At 59.8% G+C, this 24,404-nt stretch carries 17 protein-coding genes and 1 tRNA gene; 8 read left to right on the top strand and 10 right to left on the bottom strand.

What is annotated here, in order from left to right; all coding sequences use genetic code 11:
- Window positions 1-19: 19 nt before the first annotated feature.
- Both FF098_RS02830 and FF098_RS02825 read right to left on the bottom strand, forming a co-directional pair.
- A complete protein-coding gene (locus FF098_RS02830) occupies window positions 20-2,212 on the bottom strand; it encodes a 3-hydroxyacyl-CoA dehydrogenase NAD-binding domain-containing protein (protein ID WP_155137077.1) in 2,193 nt (730 codons plus the stop codon).
- A 21-nt stretch (window positions 2,213-2,233) separates the two neighbouring features.
- The gene (locus FF098_RS02825) at window positions 2,234-3,442 is read right to left on the bottom strand and encodes an acetyl-CoA C-acetyltransferase (RefSeq protein ID WP_155137074.1); all 1,209 of its coding nucleotides are present in this window, start codon (window positions 3,440-3,442) and stop codon (window positions 2,234-2,236) included.
- 265 nt (window positions 3,443-3,707) lie between these two features.
- On the opposite strand from FF098_RS02825, the gene FF098_RS02820 reads away from it, so the two are divergent.
- Together FF098_RS02820 and FF098_RS02815 are read left to right on the top strand one after the other, a co-directional pair.
- Window positions 3,708-4,493, top strand: coding sequence for a BON domain-containing protein (locus tag FF098_RS02820; RefSeq protein ID WP_155137071.1), 786 nt, complete (start codon window positions 3,708-3,710; stop codon window positions 4,491-4,493).
- The gene (locus tag FF098_RS02815; protein WP_155137068.1) at window positions 4,490-4,990 is read left to right on the top strand and encodes a hypothetical protein; all 501 of its coding nucleotides are present in this window, start codon (window positions 4,490-4,492) and stop codon (window positions 4,988-4,990) included. Before FF098_RS02820 ends, FF098_RS02815 begins: the two co-directional genes overlap by 4 nt.
- A gap of 73 nt (window positions 4,991-5,063) precedes the next feature.
- Here FF098_RS02815 and FF098_RS02810 read toward each other — a convergent pair whose 3' ends face one another.
- Entirely contained in the window at window positions 5,064-6,281 is a 1,218-nt protein-coding gene (locus FF098_RS02810; protein WP_166426287.1) for an RtcB family protein, read from the bottom strand.
- Between the two features lie 137 nt (window positions 6,282-6,418).
- Window positions 6,419-6,577 (bottom strand): hypothetical protein, encoded by a 159-nt coding sequence (locus FF098_RS02805; protein WP_155137065.1) that lies wholly within the window; start codon window positions 6,575-6,577, stop codon window positions 6,419-6,421.
- Between the two features lie 346 nt (window positions 6,578-6,923).
- Here FF098_RS02805 and FF098_RS02800 point away from each other — a divergent pair.
- Window positions 6,924-7,000: transfer RNA gene (locus FF098_RS02800), tRNA-Ile, on the top strand.
- Window positions 7,001-7,169: 169 nt separating this feature from the next.
- On the opposite strand, the gene FF098_RS02795 is transcribed toward FF098_RS02800, so the two are convergent.
- Window positions 7,170-7,760: a TetR/AcrR family transcriptional regulator gene (locus FF098_RS02795; RefSeq protein WP_166426286.1), complete on the bottom strand. Its 591-nt coding sequence runs from the start codon at window positions 7,758-7,760 to the stop codon at window positions 7,170-7,172.
- A 151-nt stretch (window positions 7,761-7,911) separates the two neighbouring features.
- Between FF098_RS02795 and FF098_RS02790 the strand changes: the two genes are divergently transcribed.
- The 3 genes from FF098_RS02790 to FF098_RS02780 are packed head-to-tail and all read left to right on the top strand — an operon-like array spanning window position 7,912 to window position 13,795.
- Window positions 7,912-9,153 (top strand): efflux RND transporter periplasmic adaptor subunit, encoded by a 1,242-nt coding sequence (locus FF098_RS02790; RefSeq protein ID WP_155137058.1) that lies wholly within the window; start codon window positions 7,912-7,914, stop codon window positions 9,151-9,153.
- Between the two features lie 22 nt (window positions 9,154-9,175).
- The gene (locus FF098_RS02785; RefSeq protein ID WP_155137055.1) at window positions 9,176-12,358 is read left to right on the top strand and encodes an efflux RND transporter permease subunit; all 3,183 of its coding nucleotides are present in this window, start codon (window positions 9,176-9,178) and stop codon (window positions 12,356-12,358) included.
- A gap of 18 nt (window positions 12,359-12,376) precedes the next feature.
- Entirely contained in the window at window positions 12,377-13,795 is a 1,419-nt protein-coding gene (locus FF098_RS02780; RefSeq protein ID WP_155137052.1) for an efflux transporter outer membrane subunit, read from the top strand.
- 12 nt (window positions 13,796-13,807) lie between these two features.
- Here the strand turns inward: FF098_RS02780 and FF098_RS02775 are convergent, their stop codons facing one another.
- From FF098_RS02775 to FF098_RS02760, 4 genes are all read right to left on the bottom strand, one after another.
- Window positions 13,808-15,298 carry a tryptophan halogenase family protein gene (locus tag FF098_RS02775; protein ID WP_166426285.1) on the bottom strand — a complete coding sequence of 497 codons (1,491 nt, stop codon included), beginning with the start codon at window positions 15,296-15,298 and terminating at the stop codon, window positions 13,808-13,810.
- Between the two features lie 14 nt (window positions 15,299-15,312).
- Window positions 15,313-16,344: a cupin-like domain-containing protein gene (locus FF098_RS02770; RefSeq protein WP_155137049.1), complete on the bottom strand. Its 1,032-nt coding sequence runs from the start codon at window positions 16,342-16,344 to the stop codon at window positions 15,313-15,315.
- A gap of 20 nt (window positions 16,345-16,364) precedes the next feature.
- On the bottom strand, window positions 16,365-17,102 hold the full coding sequence (locus FF098_RS02765) for a SapC family protein (RefSeq protein ID WP_155137046.1): 738 nt from the start codon (window positions 17,100-17,102) through the stop codon (window positions 16,365-16,367).
- Between the two features lie 166 nt (window positions 17,103-17,268).
- The gene (locus FF098_RS02760; protein WP_205967350.1) at window positions 17,269-20,331 is read right to left on the bottom strand and encodes a TonB-dependent receptor; all 3,063 of its coding nucleotides are present in this window, start codon (window positions 20,329-20,331) and stop codon (window positions 17,269-17,271) included.
- Window positions 20,332-20,928: 597 nt separating this feature from the next.
- Between FF098_RS02760 and FF098_RS02755 the strand changes: the two genes are divergently transcribed.
- Both FF098_RS02755 and FF098_RS02750 read left to right on the top strand, forming a co-directional pair.
- The gene (locus tag FF098_RS02755; protein WP_155137043.1) at window positions 20,929-22,815 is read left to right on the top strand and encodes a glycoside hydrolase family 2 protein; all 1,887 of its coding nucleotides are present in this window, start codon (window positions 20,929-20,931) and stop codon (window positions 22,813-22,815) included.
- A 51-nt stretch (window positions 22,816-22,866) separates the two neighbouring features.
- Entirely contained in the window at window positions 22,867-23,727 is an 861-nt protein-coding gene (locus tag FF098_RS02750; RefSeq protein WP_155137040.1) for a TraB/GumN family protein, read from the top strand.
- A gap of 59 nt (window positions 23,728-23,786) precedes the next feature.
- Here the strand turns inward: FF098_RS02750 and FF098_RS02745 are convergent, their stop codons facing one another.
- A complete protein-coding gene (locus tag FF098_RS02745; RefSeq protein ID WP_155137037.1) occupies window positions 23,787-24,338 on the bottom strand; it encodes a DUF1579 domain-containing protein in 552 nt (183 codons plus the stop codon).
- Between the last annotated feature and the right edge of the window lie 66 nt (window positions 24,339-24,404).

The following is a 24,404-nucleotide window of genomic DNA, read 5'->3' as shown; positions in this document are numbered from 1 at the left end:
ATGTCCTGAGGCTGATCATTTAGGCAGCAGCGTAGAACTTGCCGCCCTCTTCCGCCTTCTTGCGGAATGACGCCGGTGGTGCATAGCGCTCTCCATGCTGCTGGGCCAGCGCATCTGCGCGGCGCACATAGTCCTCGACACCGATCGTGTCGATATAGCTCATCGGCCCGCCGGTCCAGGGTGCAAAGCCCCAGCCGAAAATGGCGCCGAGATCGGCAGACTGCGGATCATGAACGACATCGTCGCTGTAGCATTTGGCGACGGCGGCGAGCTGGATAAACAGCAGGCGCTCTTCGACTTCCTCAGCACTCGGCTGGTTGTCGGCGAGCGGGAAGTGATCCTTCAGGCCCGGCCAGATATATTTCTTGCCGCCGTCTTCCGGATATTCATAGAAGCCACCCCCGGACTTGCGGCCCTTGCGGCCAAGCTCGACGACGAACTTTTCAAGCAGGTCATCGACACCGGTTGGCTGATATGCATCGCCCATCTCCTCGCGCGCCGACATCATGATCTTGTAGCCAAGCTCCTGGCTCGTCTCGTCCATCAGGGCGAGCGGGCCGACCGGCATGCCGAGATTGCGGGCGCAATTATCGATGAGGGCCGGGTTGATCCCCTCCTTCACCATGCGCGCCGCCTCGTTCAGATAGGGAACAACAACGGAGTTGCAGTAGAAGCCGCGCGTGTCGGAAACGACGATCGGTGTCTTCTTGATCGCCTTGACGTAGTCGAGGGCTGCCGCCAGCGGCAGGTCGCCGGACGCGTCGCCCGGAATGATCTCAACGAGCGGCATCTTGTCGACCGGCGAGAAGAAGTGAATGCCGATGAACTGGTCAGGACGCTCTGAATTCTTCGCCAGCGACGTGATCGGGATGGTCGAGGTGTTCGACGCGAAGACGACATCCTTGCCGATGACGGCTTCGGTCTTCCTGATCACGTCTGCCTTGACCTTCGGGTCCTCGAATACGGCCTCGATGATCAGGTCGACATCTTTCAGGTCATCATAGTCGGCTGTGGTCTTGATCCGGGCCAGCATTTCCTCGGACTTGCCCTTGGTCAGCTTGCCTTTCGAGATGCCCTTGTCGTTGAGCTTGCGGGAATAGTCCTTGCCCTTCTCCGCCGCATCGACATCGCGGTCGAGCAGCACGACCTCCATCCCGGAACGGGCGGTGACATAGGCGATGCCCGCCCCCATCATGCCGGCGCCGAGAACGCCGACCTTGGTCAGCTTGACCGGATCGACCGATTTCGGCCGGGCCATGCCCTTTTCCGCCGCCTGCTTGTTGATGAACAGGGTGCGGATCATGTTCTGGGTCTGGTCGGAGAGAAGGAGCGAGGTGAAATACTTGCTCTCGATACGCAGGGCGACATCGATCGGCACGATCGAGCCCTCGTAGATACAGGACAGGATCTTGTCGACCTGCGGCATGTTGTGGAAGGTCTGCTTCTGGGCCATCGCCGCGGAGCCGGCAAAGATCGGCACGACGCGCGGGTCCATCGCACCCTGCCCGCCGGGGAACTTGAACTTCGCCTCGTCCCAGGGCTGGCGCACTTTCGGGTTGGCCTTCACCCATTCCTTCGCTTTCGCGACCAAATCGTCATGGGGCACGATGTCGTGGATCAGGTTCTGCGATTTCGCCTGCTCCGCCTTCATCGAAGAGCCGGTCGTGCACATCTGCATGGCGTTCTGGATACCGGCAAGGCGCGGCACGCGCTGGGTGCCACCGGCACCCGGCAACAGGCCGACGAGCACTTCCGGCAGGCCGATCTGAACCTTCGGCGAGTCCGAGGCGACGCGGTAATGGGAGGCGAGGCAGACCTCCAGCCCGCCGCCGAGGGCGAGGCCGTTGATCGCCGCAGCGAACGGCTTGGTGTAAGCGCCCTTGGACAGGTCTTTCGAGGCCTTGCCTCCCGTCTCCATCTTGCGGAACAGCTTGTTGAGGCGCGTCGCACCCTCATACACTTCCTGCACGGACGGGTTCTCCGAAGAATCGCCGAGCATGCGCAGATCAGCACCGGCCATGAAGCCCGACTCCTTGCCGGACGCGATAACCGCGCCCTTGATGTCGTCATTGGACAGGACTTCGTCGACCGCCTTTTCGAAATCTTCGATCAGCTGCGCGTTCCAGACATTCATGGACTGGTCAGGCAGATCGATGGTGATCAGGGCGATGCCGTCGCTGTCGACGTCGAATTTGATGGTTTCATATGACATGATATATCTCCGTACCCTGAATTAAACGCGTTCAATGACGGTTGCCGTGCCCATGCCGCCGCCGATGCACAGCGTGACGAGCGCAGTTTCCTTGCCGGAGCGTTCCAGCTCGTCGAGCGCCGTCGACAGGATCATCGCGCCGGTCGCGCCCATCGGGTGGCCCATGGCGATGGCGCCGCCATTGACGTTGATCTCCGAATGGTCGAGGTCCATCGCCTGCATGTAGCGCAGGACGACCGAGGCAAACGCCTCGTTCAGCTCCCAAAGGTCGATGTCCTTCTTGTCCATGCCGGCACGTTTCAGCAGCTTTTGCGTGACGAATTCCGGCCCGGTCAGCATGATGGTCGGTTCCGACCCGACCGATGCCATGGCGCGGATCTTGGCACGCGGCTTCAGGCCCAGCTTCTCGCCGATTTCCTTCGAGCCGACGAGGATCGCCGCGGCACCGTCGACGATGCCGGATGAATTGCCCGCGTGGTGGACGTGGTTGATCTTTTCAAGCTCGGGATATTTCTGGATCGCGACATAGTCAAAGCCCGGCATCTCGCCCAGCATGGCGAAGGACGGGTTGAGCGAGCCCAGTTTCTGCATGTCCGTGTCCGGACGGACAGTCTCGTCATGATCCAGAACCGGCAGGCCGAGCACGTCCTTCACCGGCACGATGGAGCCCTTGAACCGGCCCTCTTCCCATGCCTTGGCGGCGCGCTTCTGGCTTTCCACCGCATAGGCGTCGGCATCGTCGCGGGAGATGCCGTATTTGGTCGCGATGATGTCGGCGGAGATACCCTGCGGCACGATGTAGTTCTTGATCGCCACTGCCGGGTCGGAAACCATCGCCCCACCATCGGAGCCCATGGGCACGCGGGACATCGATTCAACGCCACCGCCGATTGCCATATCGGCCTCGCCGGACATGACTTTGGCCGCGGCCATGTTGGTCGCTTCCAGCGCCGAGGCGCAGAAGCGGTTCACATGCACGCCGGCGGTCGTCTGGGCGTAGTCGGCCTGCAGCACGGCGGTGCGGGCGATGTTCGCGCCCTGCTCGCCCACCGGCATCACGCAGCCGAGGATGACGTCGTCGACATTTTCAGTGTCGAGATCGTTGCGGTCGCGCACAGCCTCGAGAACCTGGGCGGCGAGCTGGACCGGGGTGATTTCATGCAGGGCGCCATCGGGCTTGCCCTTGCCGCGCGGGGTGCGGACGGCGTCGTAAATATAAGCGTCTGCCATGACGGATATGTCCTTTCCTGGAGCTTGTCTGGACGTGGGGCGCGGATGCCTTGCGGCAAGCCCGTCCCGTCGTTGCCTGAAACCTAGGCAAGCCGGATTTGGCTTGCAATGCTGCGATGCAGTTGGCGCGCAGTCGAGATTTGCCCGTCCCCTCCCCGAACATGCCTTTAGATGCAGATACTTACAGGGACTTACGGGGCTTACGCCGTCAGCCCCGCTGTTGTATGTAAGGCGCCGCGCAACCCATGAAGGACATGACGGGCAGATGACGCTGAAAATTCTGGCAGGCACGGCGCTTTTCCTGCTGCTCGGCTATGGTGGCATCCACAGCCAGTGGCCAGCACGGGCCGGGTTGGAGAATATGGGCGTCGAGGCCGCCGAGCAGGCCTTGCGCGAGGCAGCACTTGCGAGCCTGACCGAAGCCGGGGTCGGCTGGGCGAATGTGACCATGAATGGCCAGAAAGCGGTCCTCTCCGGCACGGCACCGGATGCAGAAGCCGCAGAGGCTGCCGCCACCCTTGTACGCACCTCCGTCTGGGCGGGTGGCTATGTCGGGGGTGGCATTACCTCTGTCGATATTTCCCGCGTTCGCTTCGAGACCATGCTCGACGCCGCCCCGCCGGTCGCCGCGCCCTTCACCTGGTCGGCGAGCCTTGCCGATGGTGAGGGTGTGACGCTCGTCGGCTTCGTGCCGGATGACCGGGTGCGCCTCGCCCTTGTGGCAGAGGCCGAAAGCCTGTTCGAGGGACCTGTAGAAGACCTGATGCAGGTCGCCCGCGGCGCGCCGGAAGGCGACTGGACCCGGGCCGCCAGCCTGTCACTCGCCGCCCTCAGCCATCTGGAAACCGGACAGGTCGAGGCGCATGACGCCGAGTTCACCTTAAGCGGGCTTGCTGTTGACGTGGCCACCGCAGACCTTGCACGGGAACCTCTCGCCGCCTACCCCACCGGGTTGACTATCACCACCGCAATCAATCTCATGCCAGGAACGCTGGTTGAGGACGATAGCAGCGATGCAGAATTGGAAGAAGCAGGAGAACAGGAAGAATGATCTGGCTTGCCTGGCATATGTGGATCCTGCTCGCCCTCGCTTTCCTGCTCGGCCTGTTCATGGGCTGGTGGCTGTTCTGGAAGCGCGAGCATCACACCGAGGAAAAAGAATCCCATCCGAGCCGCATGGCGCCGGAACGCACCCTGCCAAAAACGGACGTGCCGCCACCCCCGGCGCCGACACCGGGCGCGATGAACCCGGTCATGCCCGTTCTCTATGACCAGCCCGACAAGGGCGACCCGGACAGCCTGCAACGGATCAGCGGCATCGGCCCGCGCTATGAAAAGCTGCTGAACGACCTCGGTGTTTATTACTACGCCCAGATCGCTCACTGGACGGAGCAGGAGATCGCCTGGCTCGACAACCGGCTCGGCTTCCCCGGCCGCATCACACGAGACAGGTGGCAGGAACAGGCCAGGCTCCTGCTGCTTGGCGCCAGTGTCGGACCGACGCGCAAAAAAACCGAGAGTAAAAGCAAGCCCGAAGAACCGGCTTAAAAAAAACTTTGGGGGCGGCGCTCTCATGCTTCGCCGCCCCCCGGACATGGGAAAGCGGCGAATTCCGCTGTCCCTATCCCTTTACACACACCACCTGCTTGAGCGTGTGGACGATCTCCACCAGGTCGGTCTGCGCGGCCATCACAGCGTCGATGTCCTTGTAGGCGCCGGGCGTCTCATCGATGACCCCCTTGTCCTTGCGGCATTCGACGCCTTCGGTTGCCCGTCGGTGATCGTCGAGCGTGAAGGCCTTTTTCGCTGCCGTACGGCTCATGCGCCGCCCGGCTCCGTGGGAACATGAGCAGAAGGACTGCTCATTCCCCTTTCCGCGGACGATGAAGGATTTCGCCCCCATCGACCCCGGAATGATGCCAAGCTCACCGTCTCCGGCGCGCACGGCGCCCTTGCGGGTCACCCAGACATCGGCGCCGAAATGCCGTTCGCGTGCCACGTAGTTGTGGTGGCAGTTGACGGCCGCCTTCTCGACGGTGAACGCCGGCAGGCGATGGCGCAGGCTCGACAGGATCCGCTCCATCATCACCTCGCGGTTGGCACGGGCGAAGTCCTGCGCCCACAGCACCGCTTCGGTGTAGTCGGCAAAGAGGTCTTCGCCTTCCTCGAACCAGGACAGGTCCTTGTCGGGGATGCCGTAGCCACGCTTGTTCAGCGCTTCACGGGCCCGCTCGATGAAATAGGTGCCGATACGGTTGCCCACCCCGCGCGATCCGGAATGCAACATCACCCAGACACGGTCTTCCTCGTCGAGACACAGCTCGATGAAGTGGTTACCGGTCCCGAGCGTGCCGAGATGGATCACGTGGTTCGCCCCGGCGATCTTCGGATGCCTGTCCTCGATCACCTTCAGGCGGTCGGCGAGACCGGACTCGACAAAGCGCGTGCCGACGGCATTGGGTACGCCGCGCGACCACCCGCCCTTCGCGCCGATCCCGCCATGGGGCACGGTGCGCTCCATGTCGTTCCGGATCAGCGCAAGGCTGTCCGGCAATTGATCAGCACCCAGACTGGTACGCATCGCCATCATGCCGCAGCCGATGTCGACACCGACCGCAGCCGGAATGATCGCGCCCTTGGTGGCGATGACAGACCCGACGGTCGCGCCGCGCCCGAAATGGACGTCGGGCATCGCCGCGACGTGGCTGTGGATGAAGGGCAGCCGCGCGACATTGCCAAGCTGCATCCGTGCTTCCTCTTCCACGGGCACGCCCTTGACCCATGCCTTCACCGGCACCCCGCCGGTTTCCATCACTTCGAAATTTTCAGTTTCCGCCATGATAATCTCTCCTCTTGTTGGCGGCTAAATGCTTGATTTCCTTCACTTTCCTGTGAAATTCAGGCAATAAAAAACCCTCCGAGGCATCGCCTGAAGGGTTCGGACATCCGCTTGCTTGCGGATATGGGCGGTACGGACTACCGCCTCATCACGAAACCCTCCTGTGGCCGCTCGCCCGCTGGGCGATACGCACACGAAGCGTCGAACAGGCTTGCGGGTTGGCCACCATTAAAGGTGCCAAGCGCCAGCGCTGCATCGCTCATCTCGTACTGGGCCAGTAGAACAGCCGGTTTCATGATCTTCTTCCTCTTCCCGCCCTGATGCGGGAGCCGGACACATACGCCTCAGCGATAATAAGTCAACAGGCGGATCAATATTTTTCTCCGGCAATACGCCAAAACAAAAACCTATGGGATTTCTGCAACAGTGATCTTGCGTGCCGCATGCTCTGCCTATGTTGCTCCTCGACGACGGCTCAATCGCCAGCGCCTCTTTCTGGCCGTCAAGGAGAGACGACCCTGGCCACCACCAACTGCCATCTCAATCGGGCTTTCAGGCTTCCAAGGGAGAAACGAAACTGCTATAGGGCAGAACTCTCCGGGACCGGCCGGGCGTAAGCCCTCTTCTACGGTCACGCATAGGGGGTCTGTAGCTCAATTGGTTAGAGCTGGCGGCTCATAACCGCTAGGTTGGGGGTTCGAGTCCCTCCGGACCCACCAGCCTTCGCTCTGACGAGCTACGGCTCGGCAGGCCAGCGAAGGCTGCCGCGCCGAAACGACGTGAAGGCGGGCGATGATCGATCCCGTGAATCGAATTTAAGCGAAGAATGCCCCGGCAGGGACTTTGCTCTGAGGAGTTACGGCTCTGCGGAGTAGCGGAGGCTTCGCTTTAATGTTCGCTGAGGATCTGTCCGATCACACCTTCGATGACCGGAACAACACTCCGGCGATCAAAATCCGGGTTGCGGATGGCACGAATGGCCAGACCACCAATGACCGAGAAAAGAACCTCTACGCGGGCTTCGGCATTACTAAGCCCCATGCGCTGGCCAATAATCTCGATGAAACCGTTGCGCATGGATGTATCCAGTTCCTGCACGATCCGGGCGATCTCGGGATTGCGTGCCGCCTCTGCCAGGATCTCCAGCATAAGGACCGAGTGGAACATGTCAGACAGATGACAGGCCGCCTCATCGATCTTGGTAATCAGCGCCTCGTGCAGTGCCTCCGCCGGCAGGCTGCGGAAATAGGCGAGCTTCTCATCTGCCTTGATTTCCTCCTCGCGCACGATGGCGGCAATAATCTCGTCCTTGCTCGCGAAATAGTGATAGATATGGCCGACGCTCATTTTGGCGGCCTTGGCAATGCGTGACATGCTGGAGCCGTGAAAGCCTTCTTCCACGAAACACCGTGCAGCAGCCTGTAAGGCCTGATCTTTTTTGGTGACTGGTTCGGCTTCTGCGGCCTGATCGTCTGTCATTACCATCTTTCTTGCCTATATCCCGTCGCGGGGACCGTCAAATTTTTTGCACTGCAGCGATTGACATTCGTAAGGAAATATTTAGATCGAATGTTCATTCTAGACTGAATATCTATCTATTCGGTGAATTTTCAAGCGGGAATTACATTACATGCCAGCCAGATACGCCCTCCCCGTCAAAGGCTCCTTCAAGTCAGGTCTAGCCGCCACATTGTCCCTCGCCATGCTTGGCGTTGTGATGACAGGCTGCAGCGACCAGCAATCGCAGGCTCAGGAGGCCCCTCCAGGCCAACAGGCGACACAGGTCAAAACGATTACGCTGGATGATGCGAGCGTCGAACTGGCCGAAACCCTGTCGGGCCGAGCAAGCGCCTATCGCATTGCCGAGATCCGCCCGCAGGTGACTGGCCTGATCGAGGAGCGTATCTTTATCGAAGGTGGTGAAGTCGCCGCCGGCGACCCGCTCTATCGCATTGAGGACACTGAATATCGCGCCGCTGTCGACAGCGCCGCGGCTGCCCTCGCCCGCGCCCAGGCAACGGCTGAGGTTACCCGCCAGCAAGCTGCCCGTTTCGAGCGCCTTGTCGAGAACAATGCCGTAAGCCAGCAGCAATATGACGAAGCCGTCGCTGCTGCCCGTCAGGCAGAGGCCGATGTCGGCATGCAGCAGGCTGCGCTGAAAACAGCCCGCACCAATCTCGAGCGCTCGGTCATCCGCGCCCCCATCGATGGCCAGATCGGCCGCTCCGCTGTTACGGAAGGTGCCCTCGTCACCCAGAATCAGGCACAGGCACTGGCAACTATCCGACAGCTCGACCCGGTCTATGTCGACCTGACCGCCTCCTCCGCCGATCTTCTCTCCTGGCGCCGCCAGATGGCCGAGGGCCGCATGGCCTCGACCGGCGAAGGTAATGTTCCGGTGACCATCACGCTGGAAGACGGCACGGTCTATGACCGACAAGGCGAACTGGAATTTACCGAGGTCAGCATTGACGAACGCGCAGGCACTGTTGTCATCCGCGCAACTGTACCGAACCCGGACAATTATATCCTTCCCGGCTCGTTCGTGCGCGCCAGCCTGCCGGTCGGCGAATATGAGAACGCGATCCTCGCGCCGCAAGCTGCCGTACAGCGCACGCCAAAGGGTGAAGCTTTCGCCTATGTTGTCAGCCCGGAAGGCACCGCCGAACAGCGCATGCTGACGGTCGAAACTGCTCGCTCCGGCGACTGGATCGTCACCAGCGGCCTTTCCGAGGGAGAGGAACTTATCGTCAGCGGCCTGATGATGCTGCGCCCCGGCGTGCCTGTGGCGGTCGTCAACGATGCAGGCCCACAGGGTGCGGGCCAGCAAGGCAGTGGCCCTGCTGGCGCCGGTACCAACGCTGCGAACTAGGCAAGACAAGGACTAATACATCATGGCCAAGTTTTTTATCGACAGGCCCGTCTTCGCCTGGGTCATCGCGCTCGTCATCATGCTGGCGGGGATCATCTCCCTGCGCATCCTGCCGGTTGCACAATATCCTGATATCGCACCGCCGAGCGTCAGCGTCTCCGCCGTCTATCCTGGGGCGTCTGCAAAGGCAGTCGAGGACTCCGTCACCCAGATCATCGAACAGCAGATGACCGGTCTTGACGGGCTGGAATATTTTTCCTCCTCCTCTTCGTCCTCTGGCGCTGCCAACGTCACCCTGACCTTCTCCGGCGGCACCGATCCTGACATTGCGCAGGTCCAGGTACAGAACAAGCTTGCCCGCGCAACGCCGCTGCTGCCGGAACAGGTCCAGCGCCAGGGCATCACGGTTGCCAAGGCCAATGCCGGCTTCCTGATCATCGTGGGCCTCGTCGCGGCCGATGACAGCTATGGCTACACCGAGGCTGACCTCGCCGACTACGCCTCCTCCACCCTGATCGATCCGGTCAGCCGTATCGAGGGTGTCGGCAACATCCAGCGGTTTGGTGCAGAATATGCCATGCGTGTCTGGCTCGACACCGACAAGCTGACACAGTTCAACCTGACGCCTTCCGACGTTGTCCAGGCGATCCGTGAGCAGAACACCCAGGTGTCCTCCGGTGCGATTGGTGCTGCCCCGTTCGTCGAGGGCCAGCAGATCACCGCGACAATCACGCTTCAATCGCTGCTGCAGACACCGCAGGAGTTCCGCGACATCACCCTGCTGACGACCGAGAGCGGCGCGACCGTGCGGCTCGAGGACGTTGCCCGGGTCGAGGTCGGCGCTGCCGAATATAGTCGCGTCGCCAAGTGGAACGGCAAGGTCGCGACTGGTTTTGCCGTACAGCTTGCCACCGGCGCAAATGCGCTGGACACGGCAGAGGCTGTGCGCGAGCGCGTGACCGAGCTGACGGAGAACACGCTGCCCCCGGGCGTCGAGATCATCTATCCGGTCGATTCCACACCGTTCATCGACAAGTCGATCCACGAAGTCGAAAAAACGCTTTATGAAGCCGTTTTCCTTGTCTTCCTGGTCATGCTGGTTTTCCTGCAATCATTCCGCGCGACGCTGGTGCCGATGATCGCCGTACCGGTCGTGCTGCTCGGTACCTTCGCGATCATGCTTGCCTTCGGCTTTTCCATCAACACACTGACGATGTTTGCCATGGTTCTCGCCATCGGCCTTCTCGTCGATGACGCCATCGTCGTCGTGGAAAACGTCGAGCGCGTGATGTCGGAGGACGGCTTGCCGCCACGCGAAGCAACACGCAAATCCATGGACCAGATCACCGGCGCCCTGATCGGCATTGCAGTTGTGCTGTCGGCCGTGTTCGTACCGATGGCCTTCTTCCCTGGAACAACCGGCATCATCTATCGCCAGTTCTCGATCACCATCGTTTCCGCGATGATCCTGTCGGTTGTCGTTGCCATCGTGCTGTCGCCTGCCCTGTGTGCCAACCTGCTCAAGCACAAGGATGCCACGCATGAGCCGACCGAGAAAAAGGGCTGGCGTGGTCTCGTTTCCCGCCCTGCCGACTGGTTCAACCGCTCCTTCAACAGCCTGACCGAATGGTATGAGGCAACCGTGGACCGGATCATTCGCCGCCGCTGGCTGTTCGTCGGTGTGTTCGTGCTGTTGCTGGTCTTCGCAGGGCTGTTGTCGACACGTATCCCGACATCCTTCCTGCCGGACGAAGACCAGGGCGGTGCAATTGCCCTCGTCCAGCTGCCGCCCTCCGCCTCCATGGAGCGTACGGAAGAAGTGATGGAAGAAATCCGCACTTATATCCTTGAAGAACAGGGCGATGCGGTGATGGGCCTCTTCACGGCATCCGGCTTCTCTTTCGCGGGCCAGGGCCAGAATATGGGCCTTGCCTTTATACGCCTGAAGGACTGGAAAGACCGCGACATCAGCGCCCAGGATCTGGCCGGACAAGCCATGGGTCGCTTCTCCCAGATCACGGAAGGCATGGTCTTTACCATCGTGCCGCCGCCAATCAGCGAGCTTGGCAACTCTTCCGGCTTCAACCTCTATCTTCAGGATGTCGGTGGCCTTGGCCATGATGCTCTCCTTGATGCCCGCAACCAGTTGCTCGGCATGGCGGGACAGAATCCGAAGCTGATGGGCGTTCGCCCCAACGGCCAGGAAGACAATCCGCAATACAATATCAGCGTCGATTTTGAAAAGGCACAGGCTCTCGGCCTCAATATCGCGCAGGTGAACTCCACGCTATCGGTCGCGATTGGTGGCCTTTACGTCAACGACTATATCGACCGTGGACGGATCAAGCGCGTTTATGTTCAGGCAGATGCCCCGCATCGCATGATGCCGGAAGATATCGCCGACCTGCGGGTCCGTAATGATGAAGGCGAGATGATCCCGCTCAGCGCTTTCACCACAGCTGAATGGACCTACGGCTCCCCGCAGCTGCAACGCTATAATGGTGTGCCGGCCTTGAACATTCAGGGTCAGGCAGCCCCGGGCTATTCCTCCGGCGAAGCGATGAACGAGATCGAGAACATCATCGGTCAGCTGCCGCAAGGCATCAGCTTTGAGTGGACCGGGCTGTCCCTTCAGGAACAGACATCCGGCAACCAGGCGCCGCTGCTCTATGCCCTGTCGATCCTGGTCGTGTTCCTGTGCCTTGCCGCGCTGTATGAAAGCTGGACCGTGCCAATTTCGGTCCTCCTGATCATGCCGCTGGGCATTATCGGCGCGCTTCTCTCTGCCTATTTCCGGGGCCTTTCCAATGACATCTTCTTCCAGGTCGGCCTGTTGACCACGATCGGCCTCGCCTCGAAAAACGCGATCCTGATCGTGGAATTCGCCAAGCTGCTGGAAGAGGAAGGCAAGGAACTGATCGAGGCAACGCTGGAAGCGGTGCGCATGCGCTTCCGCCCGATCCTGATGACCTCGCTCGCCTTCGGCTTCGGTGTCATCCCGCTCGCCCTGTCGAGCGGTGCCGGCGCGGCAGCCCGTGTTGCCATCGGCTCCGCCGTGCTTGGCGGGATGATCGCGGCGACGGTTTTCGGCGTGTTCTTCGCCCCGCTGTTCTACGTGATCATCCGCAAGCTGACGGGTGCCAAGCCGCTGAAAAAGCCGGGCGCAGAAGATGAACCGTCCGCCTCGTTACAGCCGGCAGAATGATTTGAAGGATATCGTGTAATGAAAAAGATCCTTGCCCTTGTCGCGGTTAGCGCCATCGCCCTGTCGGGCTGTGTCTCCCTGGCGCCGGACTATGAGCGCCCCGATGCGCCGGTGCCGGTCGCCCTGCCCGTCGGTGACGTTGATGGCAGCGTTGCCATCATTGGTGCAGACTGGCGCAGTGTCTTCACCGATCCTGCCCTGCAACAGGTGATCGAGACGGCACTCGTCAACAATCGCGACCTGCGCGTTGCCACGCTGAATGTGCAGGCTGCCCGTGCCCGCTACGGCATCACAGGGGCGGCCCGTTATCCGACTATCTCTGCCAGCGCCAGCGCAACGGAACGCGAAGTGTTCGATGAAGGCGGATCTGCGCAAGACCCCTCCGTTGCCTTCCAGCAGGTCGACCAGGCCTCCGCCCAGCTGGCGACCACTGCCTACGAGCTGGACCTGTTCGGACGCGTAAACTCTCTCAACCGGCAAGCGCTGCAGCAATATTTTGCCGCAGAAGAAAACCGCCGCAATGCCGAGCTGACCCTGATCGGCACCGTAGCAAATGCCTGGATCAGCCTCGCCACTAACGAGCGGCTGCTGGCTCTTGCCATCGACACCGCCGACGCGCAGGAAGAATCGCTGGCGTTGACGCAACAACTGTTCGAAGCCGGCGCCGCCAACGAGCTTGACTATCGCCGGGCGCTCGGCAGCGTGGAGACCTCCCGCGCCGATATCGCCCGCTACGAGGCGCTGGTCGCGCAGGCGCGCAATGCGCTCATCCTCCTGACCGGCGCGCCCGTGCCGGAAACGGTAATGGACGAGGCCGAACTGCTGCCAGCTCCAGTCAGTACAGACCTGGCCATTACCCGTTCCTCCGACGTGTTGCTGACCCGGCCCGACGTGCTGGCTGCCGAACGCACGCTGGAAGCGGCCAATGCCAATATCGGTGCAGCGCGGGCCGCCTTCTTCCCACGCATCACCTTGACCGGCAGTGCAGGGTATACCTCGACAGAGCTCGATGGCCTGTTCACCGACGGCACCGGAGTGTGGAGCTTTACGCCTTCTGTCAGTGTGCCGATCTTTTCCGGTGGCGCAAACCGGGCCAATCTCAGGCTCGCCAAGACCCAGCGTGATATCGCCCTCGCCCAGTATGAGCAGGCGATCCAGTCTGCCTTCCGGGAGACCGCCGATGCCCTTGCCGTGTCGCAGACGATCGACCGGCGGATTGCCTCACTGGAGAATTTCGTCAACGCCAATGAGCGGGCGCTGGAACTGTCTGAACTGCGCCTTCGCGAAGGGATTGATTCCTATCTCTCCGTCCTCGATGCACAGCGTACAGTCTATCAGGCCCGCCAGGCATTGATCGCTGCACAGCAGGAACGAGCTTCAAATGCGGTCGCGCTGTACCTCGCCCTTGGCGGTGCAGGCGCGCCTGAGCAGGGCTAACTGGCTTACGGCCTAGGGCTTCGGTGCCGGGCAATACTTCTCGATAAACTGTCGATGGGTCGGTAACTTGCCGACCGCATCGGCGATCTGGCCTTTCATGTTGGCCAGGGACCTGCCTAGCTGATCGCGGCTCATCAGGCGCCCGATATGATGGTGCGCCGCCGGGCTGAGGCGCTGGCCAAGCATGACCTGAAGCCATGAATCGATCTGGAACAAATCGTCCTGATCCTTCCACACCATGGCCTGCTCCCTGAACAGCTCGATGCGAGTCTTCAGCGTATCGGGTATCTCCATGTCCCGGCACCGCCGCCAGAACGGGCTGTCGTCCCGCTCGGTCAGTTTGTAATGCAGGATCAGGAAATCGCGGATATGCTCCAGATTATCCTGTGTCTGACGATTATAGCGGTCCCGCAAGCCCGGCGTGATGCCGCCGAAGGGGAACATCTGTATCAGCTTGGTGATGCCCAGCTGGATAAGGTGGATGCTGGTCGATTCCAGAGGTTCGAGAAAGCCGCTAGATAGTCCAAGCGCAACGCAGTTCCGGTTCCATACTTTGTTACGGCGACCGGTCTTGTAGCGGATCAGGCGCGGCTCGGTAATCGTCTCGCCTTCAATATTATCAAGCAGGCGCTGGCGCGCGGCATCGGCTTCAAGATCTTCGCTGCAGTAGATCAGGCCGTTACCGACCCGGTGCTGCAACGGAATGCGCCATTGCCAGCCTGCATCATGGGCGATTGCGCGGGTGTACGGAATGGGATCGCGCACCGCCTGCGTCTGCACGGCGAAAGCACTGTCGGTAAACAGCCAGTGGCTCCAGTCTTCATAGCCCGTCTCCAGCGTCTGCTCCATGAGGAGCGCGCGGAAGCCGGTACAGTCGATGAACAGATCACCTTCTATGCGCTGGCCGGATTCCAGCACAATGGCAGCGATATCACCGCTATCCCCATCACGCTCCACGCTCTTGATCTTGCCTTCGATCCGTGTCGCGCCTTTTTCCTCTGCCAGCTTGCGCAGATATTTCGCGTAGAGGCTGGCATCGAGATGATAGGCATAGCTGAGCGGTGCCTTGTCGGAGGTATAGAACTTGCCTGCTTCGGCGGCTTTCAGCTCGAAACAGTATTCGCCGATACCTTCCGCGACACCCTCGCCCCGTCCCTGCAGCCAGATATGGTGGAAGTCGGCAACCCATGTGCCTCGCCCTACCTCACCGAAGGAGTGGATATAGCGGTCGCCATCGCGGGCCCAGTTCTCGAACGCAATGGCGAGCTTGAAGGTCGCCTGCGTCGCCTTCATGAATTCCTGCTCGTCGATGCCCAGAAAGTTGTGAAAGGTGCGATGGGTGGGGATCGTTGCCTCACCCACGCCGACCGTGCCGATATCGTCGGACTCGACCAGCGTGATTTCAAGCAGCGGGCCGAGAGACCTTGCAAGCGCGGCAGCGGCGATCCACCCGGCAGTGCCCCCGCCTGCGATAATGACCCGTTTTACACGTTGCTCTGCCACTATCTACTCCCCAATCAGCGGTTCAGCTTGCCCAGCAAGAATGCCCTGAGGCGGCGGGCCTGCATGTCATCGAACGGGCCCAGCGGCCCACGGGCATGCGCCGGCAAATGCTCCCCCGCCCGCTCGGCAGGCCCGAAGACATAATAGTCGAACATCGCCTTCCACGCGTCTTTTTCTGCCTGCGGACGATCACGCAGGCTGAGCAGCCCGTGCAGCAACGTGTTTTGCGGCGTATCCATGAAAGCTGGTGTCATGTTCCACCAGTAATTGACGAGAATGTTGAAGTCGGCGAGCGCTTCTACATGGTGCCACCATAGCGCCGGATAATAGAGTACGTCCCCCGGCTCCATCTCGGCGACCTGGCCTGCCGCTTCAGCCTGCCGGAAGCGCGGATAGCGCTCGTAATCGGGCTCATCGAAGTCGACCATGCTGACGACCTGCCCGCCCGGCGTCGGCTCCAGCGGGCCGGGATAGAGATTGTCGACCTGTTCCGGAGGGAACAGGGTGAAGCGCCTTCGACCGGCGACACAACACGCGAGGTTATAGGACATGTCATGATGGGCGCTGGCGATTGTGCGATTGCCGATCCAGATGCTGGCGAGTGGCGGATGACGCTCAAACATCTGATTGTTCAGCACAAGATCGTTTTCTGTGCGGAAGCTAGGCAGATAGAGATCGAGATCGGTCGAGCCGATATAGTAATGCGGCGCGTCGTCCTGCCCCAGATGATCGCGGATCCCGCTCAGATAGTCGTCCAGCCGAACGCGGGTGGCCCGGAAGTTCAGCCCGGTCACATCTTCGTTGTAGAAGAACCGCCCCTTCATCGAGGCATCCCCGGTTGATCCGACGACGGGCCGGCCCTGATAGAATTTCAGGAGATAGTCCATCGCCGCCTGTGGCGATTGCAAACCTTCGCGCACCAGCGGCCAGCCTTGGGCGACACCTTTCAGGATGACCGGCTCTCCCGCCTCCACCAGCGCGTCATACGGAATCGCCTGGGGGTCAATTCCCTCGACTTCCTTCACCTTGCGCGTGATATTGGCCATCGATCCTCAACTCTGCACGGCTAGGCCGGGCTTTCTGCAGCAGCCCGCTTGCGATTCTTGAGATAGATCAGGTGCCTCATATTGCCCAGCGATGCCGTGACCATATAGGCAGCAGCAAGGAAGCCTCTGCGATTCAGTTTTTCCAGCATCTCGCCAGGGAGATCGCCCAGCTTCTGTTCGTTGATCTGGTAGTAATCCTGCAGGTTATATTGTTCGCGGTCTGACAGCTTGATCTCTATCTTGCAGGGCTCGATCAGGCCTGCCTCCTCGAACGCCTCGAACATCGGCTTTGTAAATTCGACGCCCTGGTGAATGACGTTCAACACCTTGTTGATCCGTTCAAGGAAGGGTGAGTTGCCCCCTTGTGGCAGGAAGACGGGCTCGCCCTCGTCATGGCTGATGCGCGGATGATCCATGTCGACATGCACCATCGCCTCCCGGACGGCTTCGCCATCGATTTCGCGTTCCTGAAAGCCGATCAGGAATGGCCCGCGCTGCTGGATTGCCGGGATATACCGTGCACGCCAGCCATCGCCGTCGAGATAGAGGTTTTCCCCCTTGTCGAGACCAAGAAGCGCAACACAGATCAATTCGTCATTGGCATCCTTGCGAAAAAGGATGGGGTATTCGCGCTGCATATCGGCGAACTCGGTCGGGAAAGTGATCACCATGTTGACGTTATCGCCGAATTGCGGCCCGTGACCCGTGCGGATCTTCAGGTCGTGATGATCGACATTGTTCAGCAGTTCCTTTGCCATGCCAGCCCTTTTGATGATTTTGCCCGTTTGCTCATGATGAAACAAACCGGCCAGCTTCTCAACCGCGACACAAGGCGCCCCTGAGAAAAACCATGGGCGAGGAAAAAGGCCGCTGCGAACAGCGGCCTTCCCCTCGTCTTTGTAGATAGTCCTGTTCGCAACCGAACTAGAACCGGTAGCGCGCACCAATGTTGTAGCGCGGGGACAATTCGTAACCGTAGTAGAACTGTTCCGGTACGCGGTGATAAGTGCGCTGGTCCTCACCAGTCATGTTGATCGCCTCGAATGAAACGACAAACTGGTCCGTCACATCATAGCTTACATTCAGGTCGAACTGGCCATAGTCCTCAACATAGACGCCGGACCGGTCACCGGTCTGGTTGGTCGCTGACAGGAAGGTATCACGCCAGTTATAGGCCAGACGAGCCGAGAAGCCGTAGTTCTCGTAAATCGCCGTGAAGTTGGCCGTATCGGACAGACCGACCAGTGCGAACTGGTTCTCGTTCGGATCCGAAGCCGGGTCGAGATCGACGTCGCCGTCCACGATCGTGTAGTTGGCGGCGAAGCCGAAGCCGGTGTCACCGAAGAAGTGCTGCCAGGCAAGTTCCCAACCATTGATGTTGCCTTCGCGGTTGTTGATCGGCTGCTGGACCGCAAAGGTCAGGAGCGGATCATCCGAAGCGGGAGATACATCGTAGGCAGTCAGGATCTGGTCTACATAGCTCTGCGGTAGAGCACCGTTGACGAGGTTCGCCTCGAACTCGGCCTGAGCGGCGGCGCGGTTGCCGCCATTGGCGTCGATCAGGGCAACCAGCGTGAACAGGTTAGCTTCGGAAGCATCGACACCAAGATCGCCGATGATGTCCAGAGCATCGCCCGAACGCGTACCGGCAGCGCCGGATGTCTGGTCGCGCAGACCGAACAGGTTGCGGTCTACAACGCCCGTACCGATGAAGTTACGGACATTCTTGTCGAAGTAACCGACAGACACGTAGCTCGTATCACCATAGTAATATTCAAGCGACAGGTCGAAGTTGTCGGATTCGAGCGGCAGAAGGCCCGGGTTTTGCGAGCTACCGGTAACCTGACCACCGAGAACCGTTGGACGGTTCGGAGCGTTGGCCGTGGTCGATGCAAACAGGCTGCCGTAACCGACGCGGCCGATGGTCTTGGAGTAAGAACCACGGGCAACGAGATTTTCGGTCACATCGACCTGGAAGTCGATATTCGGCAGCAGGTGATCATATTCACCTTCACCGGAGACATCCTGCAGATCGCCAGACTGCTGAACGAGGAAGTCGTTGTCAGCAAGCCAGAGAATGCCGGATGGCACCGACTGTTCGGTTGCGGAATTAACTTCCGTTTCCTCGTAGCGGATACCGGCGTTCAGGCGTGCCGGACGACCAAGGAACTCGCCTTCCATCTGGAACTGGGCAAACAGCGCCGCAATCGTTTCTTCAACGACGTCATAGCTGGTCGACGGGTTCAGTGAATTTTGCGAGTAGGCAGCGGACAGAAGCGGATAAAGCTCCGTTGCATCGGCCCGGAATGCCGTTTCCGCCTTGCCGACCGGCAGGTCATCAAACAGGCAGGACAGGCAGTAGGATTCAACGACGCCCGGCGCGAACTGTTCGACGTCTTGCGGGTTTGCAAAGCCCCACGAACCAAGGTCCTGCTGGGTCGTACGGGTATTCCGCGTCATCGTCGTGTCGCGATAGTTACCACCGACAGTCAGCGAGCTGTTGTCGAACTCCCATACATAACGCAGGTCGATTTCGTCGACTTCGTGCTTCATGTTGGAGGCGCTGGTACGGCCAACCTGCGAACCGAGGTCGCCGGCATCCAGCATGCCATTGCCGTTGCCCTTGCCGCTATCATCGATCGTGTAGTCCTGGATCGGATAGCCGCTGCGGAAATCGACGGAGTGCTGAACATTGACCGGAGCACCGATAGCGACGAAGGTCGCCGTGTTCCCCAGCGGGTCGTTACCACCTGATTCGGCGGTTGACGTGTGCGCGTCGAGAACCAGAGTACCACCCTCAGTGATTTCCCACTCGGCGTTGAAGCCGAGGGAGTCCAGCTCGTCCTTGGTTGCACGATAGGTCTGCTCGAAGCCGATATCCTTGGTACCGTCATTGTTCTCTTGCAGGAACACGGCGGTAGCGACAGGACCGTCATTGTCGAATATGATCTGATCGAAGGGCGTTGCGAACCAGTTGGTCTGTTCATAGCGCTGTTCGTCCGATTCGTTACGGGCGAAGGTGTAGTCACCCGTCAGGGTCAGCGTATCCATCGGACGGAACTGAACGACAGCCTGACCATTGATACGCTCACGCGTGATGTCAGAGAAGTCATAACGGCTGTCCTGCGGAATCGCGTAGAGCTGGCCAGCGGCTGGTGCATTGGTGATTTGCGTAGAACCGTCACCACGCACATAACCGGAGCCGATCGTGCCATCCTCGGAACGCTGAACGATCCAGTCGTTGACCTGCATCGTCGGCGCGCCGGAATCACGACGCGAATAGGCACCGAAAAGCGAGACGCCGAAGCGTTCCGAATCGTCCGTCCAGCTATAGAGACCCGAGATTTCCGGCGTGATATCGTCGCCATTCTCGTTGCTCGTGTCCATCATCGCCTTGATGGCGACAGTGCCCTCCGCACCCGGAGTATCCAGCGGGCGACGGGTCGCAATGTTTACAGTCGCACCGAGTCCGCCGGACGGCAGAATGGATTGACCGGTCTTGTAGACCTCAAGCGCCGAAACGCCTTCCGAAGCGAGGTTCGAGAAGTCGAAGTTCCGGCCGCCACCAGCGCCATAGTTACCACGCTGACCGATTGCAGAAACTTCTGCAGTCGGCAGGGTACGGCCATTCAGGGTTACGAGGTTGAAGCCCGGACCGAAGCCGCGAACTGTAATCTCGGAGCCTTCGCCGTTAACACGGTTGATGGAAACACCGGTAATGCGCTGCAGCGATTCCGCGAGGTTGGTATCCGGGAACTTGCCGATGTCTTCTGCGGAAATCGCATCGACAACGCCATTGGAATTCCGTTTGACGTCCATGGCGCGGTCGAGAGCGCCACGAATGCCGGTAATGACGATGACATCATCATCGGCGGCTTCATCATCCTGGGCCATAGCCATCGGCGAGAAAGCGCCCATGACTATCATGGATGCACCCGCCATAAGCGCCGTACGGCGCAGACGATTTTTCTGTTCTAGTTCTTTCACTTTCAGTCCTCCCTTTGTTGCTTCCCGGTATCTCACCTGCCCCCGAGGCACTAGAGATACAGAGCCACTATCCGACCCCGAATACTTTCGGAAATCGGCACAATACTTTCCCGTTCTGCAAAATCGCTTTTGCAGAAAAGAAAACATTCCACCTTTCGGTGGTATATGAGCGGTAAGCGCTGAGCGTTTACTTCCCTTACAGGAGGTTGATGCGAACGGCCGTCACGGTAAGCCGAAGGACGCAGCCCTCCCTTGTTATTCTGTTAGCGTTAGCAGCCTTCGCAGGAGTGCGCAATGCCCCTGCAACCCCTTCCGGTCATATTTGCAGGATTGTTGCATTCATGCAGCATCATCTGTGCGATCATCTGCAAACAGAGTTTTACAGGGACCAGTGATATATTGAGTGATACCCTGATATTTATATCAATTTTATTTACTCCTCCACCCGAGGGCTTGGGCCAAACAAGTTTGTGTGCGGTGCAATATACGCCTATAGACTTCGCGAGTAGCAATCCCCCTGTCTCCCGCAAGTCATGCATTGACTAAGCCGAAAGACTACGGCCAAGGTGGCCGCATGATTGTGGAAAGGGCGTCGTAATGAGCAGAATATTCAATGTTGTAACAGGAATTATCATTCTGTGCGGCTTGACGGTGCCAACGGCAACCGGTCAGGACGCGCCCGGACCCGAAATCGTCCTGACCAACTCCGCCAGCCGCGAACATCTAGACCTGACCGGCGCCTGGACTTATTCCATCGACCCCTACCGCGACGGTCTGAAAAGCTTTCATGGCAATGGCCCGGGCCTTGGCCACCGGCGCTATGAGACCACGGATGTCGAAAGCGTAACCCGGGAGAACCCGACTGCCCGCTATGAATATGACATGCGCCGGGAAAAGATCGTCACCCTGCCAGGTTCGTGGGTCAACCATGCGCCGGAACTGCGCCATTATGACGGGCTGATGTGGTATGCCCGCGAATTCGATGCCTCGCCGGAAAGTGGCCAGCGCGCCTTCCTGCGATTCGGCGCGGCCAATTACACTGCCCATGTCTATTTCAATGGCGAGCTTGTCGGACGTCATGACGGCGGCTTCACCCCCTTCGCCTTTGAAGTGACGGACCTGTTGCAGGATGGCGAGAACCTGCTGGTCGTCGGCGTCGATGCCCAGCGCACCGACCAGACAGTGCCGCCCCCGGTGACGGACTGGGAAACCTATGGCGGCCTGACCCGCCCCGTGCGCCTGATCTATACACCGGAGACTTTCATCGACGAGGCCCGCGCCTGGCTCGGCAAGGATGGAAGCATCATGGCAGAGATTGCCCTCGACGGCCCGCGCGCCGGCGGGCGGGATGTCAGCGTCACTATCGACGCCCTCGGCCTGACACTGGATGGCCGCACCGACCGCAATGGCGTATGGCAGGGCAGCACACCTGCGCCTGAGGATTTGTCGCTCTGGTCACCTGAGAGCCCCGCGCTGTACGATGTTGCCTTCACTGCCGGAAACGATACCCTGCCCGAGCGCATAGGCTTTCGCACCATAGAAGCAAGCGGCACGGATATCCTGCTGAATGGCGAGCCGATCTATCTGCGTGGCATCAGCATGCATGAAGAGGAGCTGGGCGCCGATCCGGGCCGGATCATGACGGAACCGGCCATCCGGGCGCTACTATCCGAGATAAAAGACGGGCTGAACGGCAATTTCGTGCGGCTCGCGCATTATCCCCATTCGGAACTGACGACACGTCTTGCAGACGAGATGGGCCTGCTCGTGTGGAGCGAGATCCCCGTCTACTGGCTGATCGACTGGGACAATCCGGACACGCTCGCCGAGGCGCGCACCATGCTGGCCGAAAACATGACACGCGACATGAACCGCGCTTCCATCATCATATGGAGTGTCGCCAATGAAACACCCGTCGGCGATGACCGCAACCGGTTCCTTGGCACGCTGATCGACGATGTGCGAACGCGCGATGACAGCCGCCTTGTCAGCGCCGCCCTGCTCACGACAAGCGAAACCCGCAACGGCACGATGAGAACATGGATCGACGATCCGCTAGCGGATAATCTCGATATCCTTGCGGTCAATACCTATAATGGCTGGTATGGTGGTCCTGCCCTCGACGGTGTCGATGATATCATCTGGGAATCGCGCCACGACAAACCAATGATCTTTTCCGAACTGGGTGCCGGCGCGCTTGCCGGGTTCGCCGATGAGGAAATCCGCCGCAAGTTCTCGGAAAGTTTTCAGGCGGACTATTATCGCGCAACGCTGGCGATGAGCGAGAAGATCCCGCATCTCAAGGGCATGTCCCCGTGGATCCTGAAGGATTTCCGCTCCCCCCGCCGCCAGCATCCCGTCTACCAGCAGGGCTGGAACCGCAAGGGGCTGATTTCAGAGACCGGTCAGCGCAAACAGGCATTTTACGTGCTGTCTGACTTCTATCGCAACATGCAAACAGCGACGCCGGCTGGCGAAGAATAGAACACTGCTTATATCCAGGTGAACGCCAGACGACGTCTAGGGAAGGATATCATGCGCAAATTTCTGATCGGACTGGGGGCATCGCTGCTGGCGATCGGCCACGCCGCAGCAGAGCCAGCAATGTGGAAGGCAAGCGACGAGGACAGCGAGATCTACCTGTTCGGATCGATCCACCTGCTGGATAAAGGTGCGCCATGGCAGACCGAAGCCCTCGACAAGGCCCTTTCGCTGGCTGACTATTATTATTACGAGCTTGCGATGGATGCCGAGGCGCAAGCCCTGATGCAGACCCTCGCCCTGCAATATGGCACGGCCCCTGAAGGCAAGACTTTATCCTCCTACCTGACGGAAGAGCAAAAGACAGCGTTTGATGCGGCAGTCACTTCCTATGGCATGTCACCGGCAACGCTTGAGCCTTACCGCCCGTGGCTGGCTTATCTGACACTGTCAGTCGTCTCGGTGCAGGCTGCAGGTTTCGATCCCGCGAGCGGTGTCGAGACCATCATGATGGCGCAGACCGATGACGAGAAAGAGCGCTACTTTGAAACGGCGGAACAGCAGATCAGGTTTTTCGCCGACATGCCGGACGACGTGCAGGCAAAACTGCTCGTGACGGTTGTCGAGCAGATCGAGGAAGGCCCCGAGGTCATGACAAACATGGCTAATGCCTGGCGCAGTGGTGACGTCCAAACCCTCGACGAGATCGTGAACGATTCCATGGCTGACGTAAGCGACGAGGTCTATCAGACGCTCATCGTCAAGCGCAATAAAGCCTGGGTCGAGGAAATCAGGACGCTGATGGAAGGTGATGAGGAAGCCGTGATCATCGTTGGCGCCGGCCACCTGATCGGCGACGATGGTGTCCCCGCCCTGCTCGAGGCAGAGGGCATAAAGGTCGAACGCATTCAATAGATCACCAACGAACGAGGCAAGAGAAAAGCCGGGTACAGATTTCTGTATCCGGCTTTTTCTCATTCCCCAGCAGAGGGAAGGAGATAGCCAGCCGATGGCCAGTCGGTATCGCCTCGCCGCGTCAGTTCCATGCGGAAGACTTCTATTGGCGGGTTCCCTTCGGCAATGTACTGCCCGACCTCTACCCAGCTCGTTTCATCGATAACGGCAGTGTAGCGTACGATAGCTTCGGGACCTGCCGGGATTTCCCAGACATACCCATCGTCTGTAAGGCGAAAGGGATAGGTGCCCGACCGGCCATCCATATAGCTGCGCATTTCATAGTCGCCGGTCTGGCTGTTCAGGGAGATGATACCAAAAGCATTGAACGACACTGTACCATCATCGTCATATCCCCTGCCCTCGACGACGGTGATCTCGCCGTCCAGCATAGGGCCGACACGCTCTGTCTGCGTCAGTGTGAATGGCTGGCGATCAGGGCCAACACCATTCGCCGCCCCCTCCCACTCGCCCCACATCACGCTGAGCGGGCTTTCCTGCGCCGTCGCTAACCCACAGGACAGGGCAAGGGCCATCCCGCCGGCCATCAGAGATGTAAAAACTCTCTTCATCGATCTCTCCTTGTACCAATCTGTTCTTACAACATAAGAAGCCACAGCGGTTCCGTCTTGAACAAA

It is taken from the genome of Aquisalinus luteolus (genome assembly GCF_009712425.2).
In the GTDB taxonomy this organism is placed as follows: domain Bacteria; phylum Pseudomonadota; class Alphaproteobacteria; order Caulobacterales; family Parvularculaceae; genus Aquisalinus; species Aquisalinus luteolus.
This window is presented reverse-complemented; position numbering and strand designations above follow the sequence as displayed.

Excerpts from the sequence above, each read along its gene's own strand:
- FF098_RS02805 (WP_155137065.1), bottom strand. The coding sequence starts at position 6,577 with ATGAAACCGGCTGTTCTACTGGCCCAGTACGAGATGAGCGATGCAGCG.
- FF098_RS02750 (WP_155137040.1), top strand. The coding sequence starts at position 22,867 with ATGCGCAAATTTCTGATCGGACTGGGGGCATCGCTGCTGGCGATCGGC.
- FF098_RS02820 (WP_155137071.1), top strand. The coding sequence starts at position 3,708 with ATGACGCTGAAAATTCTGGCAGGCACGGCGCTTTTCCTGCTGCTCGGC.
- FF098_RS02810 (WP_166426287.1), bottom strand. The coding sequence starts at position 6,281 with ATGGCGGAAACTGAAAATTTCGAAGTGATGGAAACCGGCGGGGTGCCG.
- FF098_RS02765 (WP_155137046.1), bottom strand. The coding sequence starts at position 17,102 with ATGGCAAAGGAACTGCTGAACAATGTCGATCATCACGACCTGAAGATC.
- FF098_RS02825 (WP_155137074.1), bottom strand. The coding sequence starts at position 3,442 with ATGGCAGACGCTTATATTTACGACGCCGTCCGCACCCCGCGCGGCAAG.
- FF098_RS02755 (WP_155137043.1), top strand. The coding sequence starts at position 20,929 with ATGAGCAGAATATTCAATGTTGTAACAGGAATTATCATTCTGTGCGGC.
- FF098_RS02770 (WP_155137049.1), bottom strand. The coding sequence starts at position 16,344 with ATGGCCAATATCACGCGCAAGGTGAAGGAAGTCGAGGGAATTGACCCC.
- FF098_RS02815 (WP_155137068.1), top strand. The coding sequence starts at position 4,490 with ATGATCTGGCTTGCCTGGCATATGTGGATCCTGCTCGCCCTCGCTTTC.
- FF098_RS02780 (WP_155137052.1), top strand. The coding sequence starts at position 12,377 with ATGAAAAAGATCCTTGCCCTTGTCGCGGTTAGCGCCATCGCCCTGTCG.
- FF098_RS02795 (WP_166426286.1), bottom strand. The coding sequence starts at position 7,760 with ATGACAGACGATCAGGCCGCAGAAGCCGAACCAGTCACCAAAAAAGAT.
- FF098_RS02785 (WP_155137055.1), top strand. The coding sequence starts at position 9,176 with ATGGCCAAGTTTTTTATCGACAGGCCCGTCTTCGCCTGGGTCATCGCG.
- FF098_RS02790 (WP_155137058.1), top strand. The coding sequence starts at position 7,912 with ATGCCAGCCAGATACGCCCTCCCCGTCAAAGGCTCCTTCAAGTCAGGT.
- FF098_RS02745 (WP_155137037.1), bottom strand. The coding sequence starts at position 24,338 with ATGAAGAGAGTTTTTACATCTCTGATGGCCGGCGGGATGGCCCTTGCC.
- FF098_RS02830 (WP_155137077.1), bottom strand. The coding sequence starts at position 2,212 with ATGTCATATGAAACCATCAAATTCGACGTCGACAGCGACGGCATCGCC.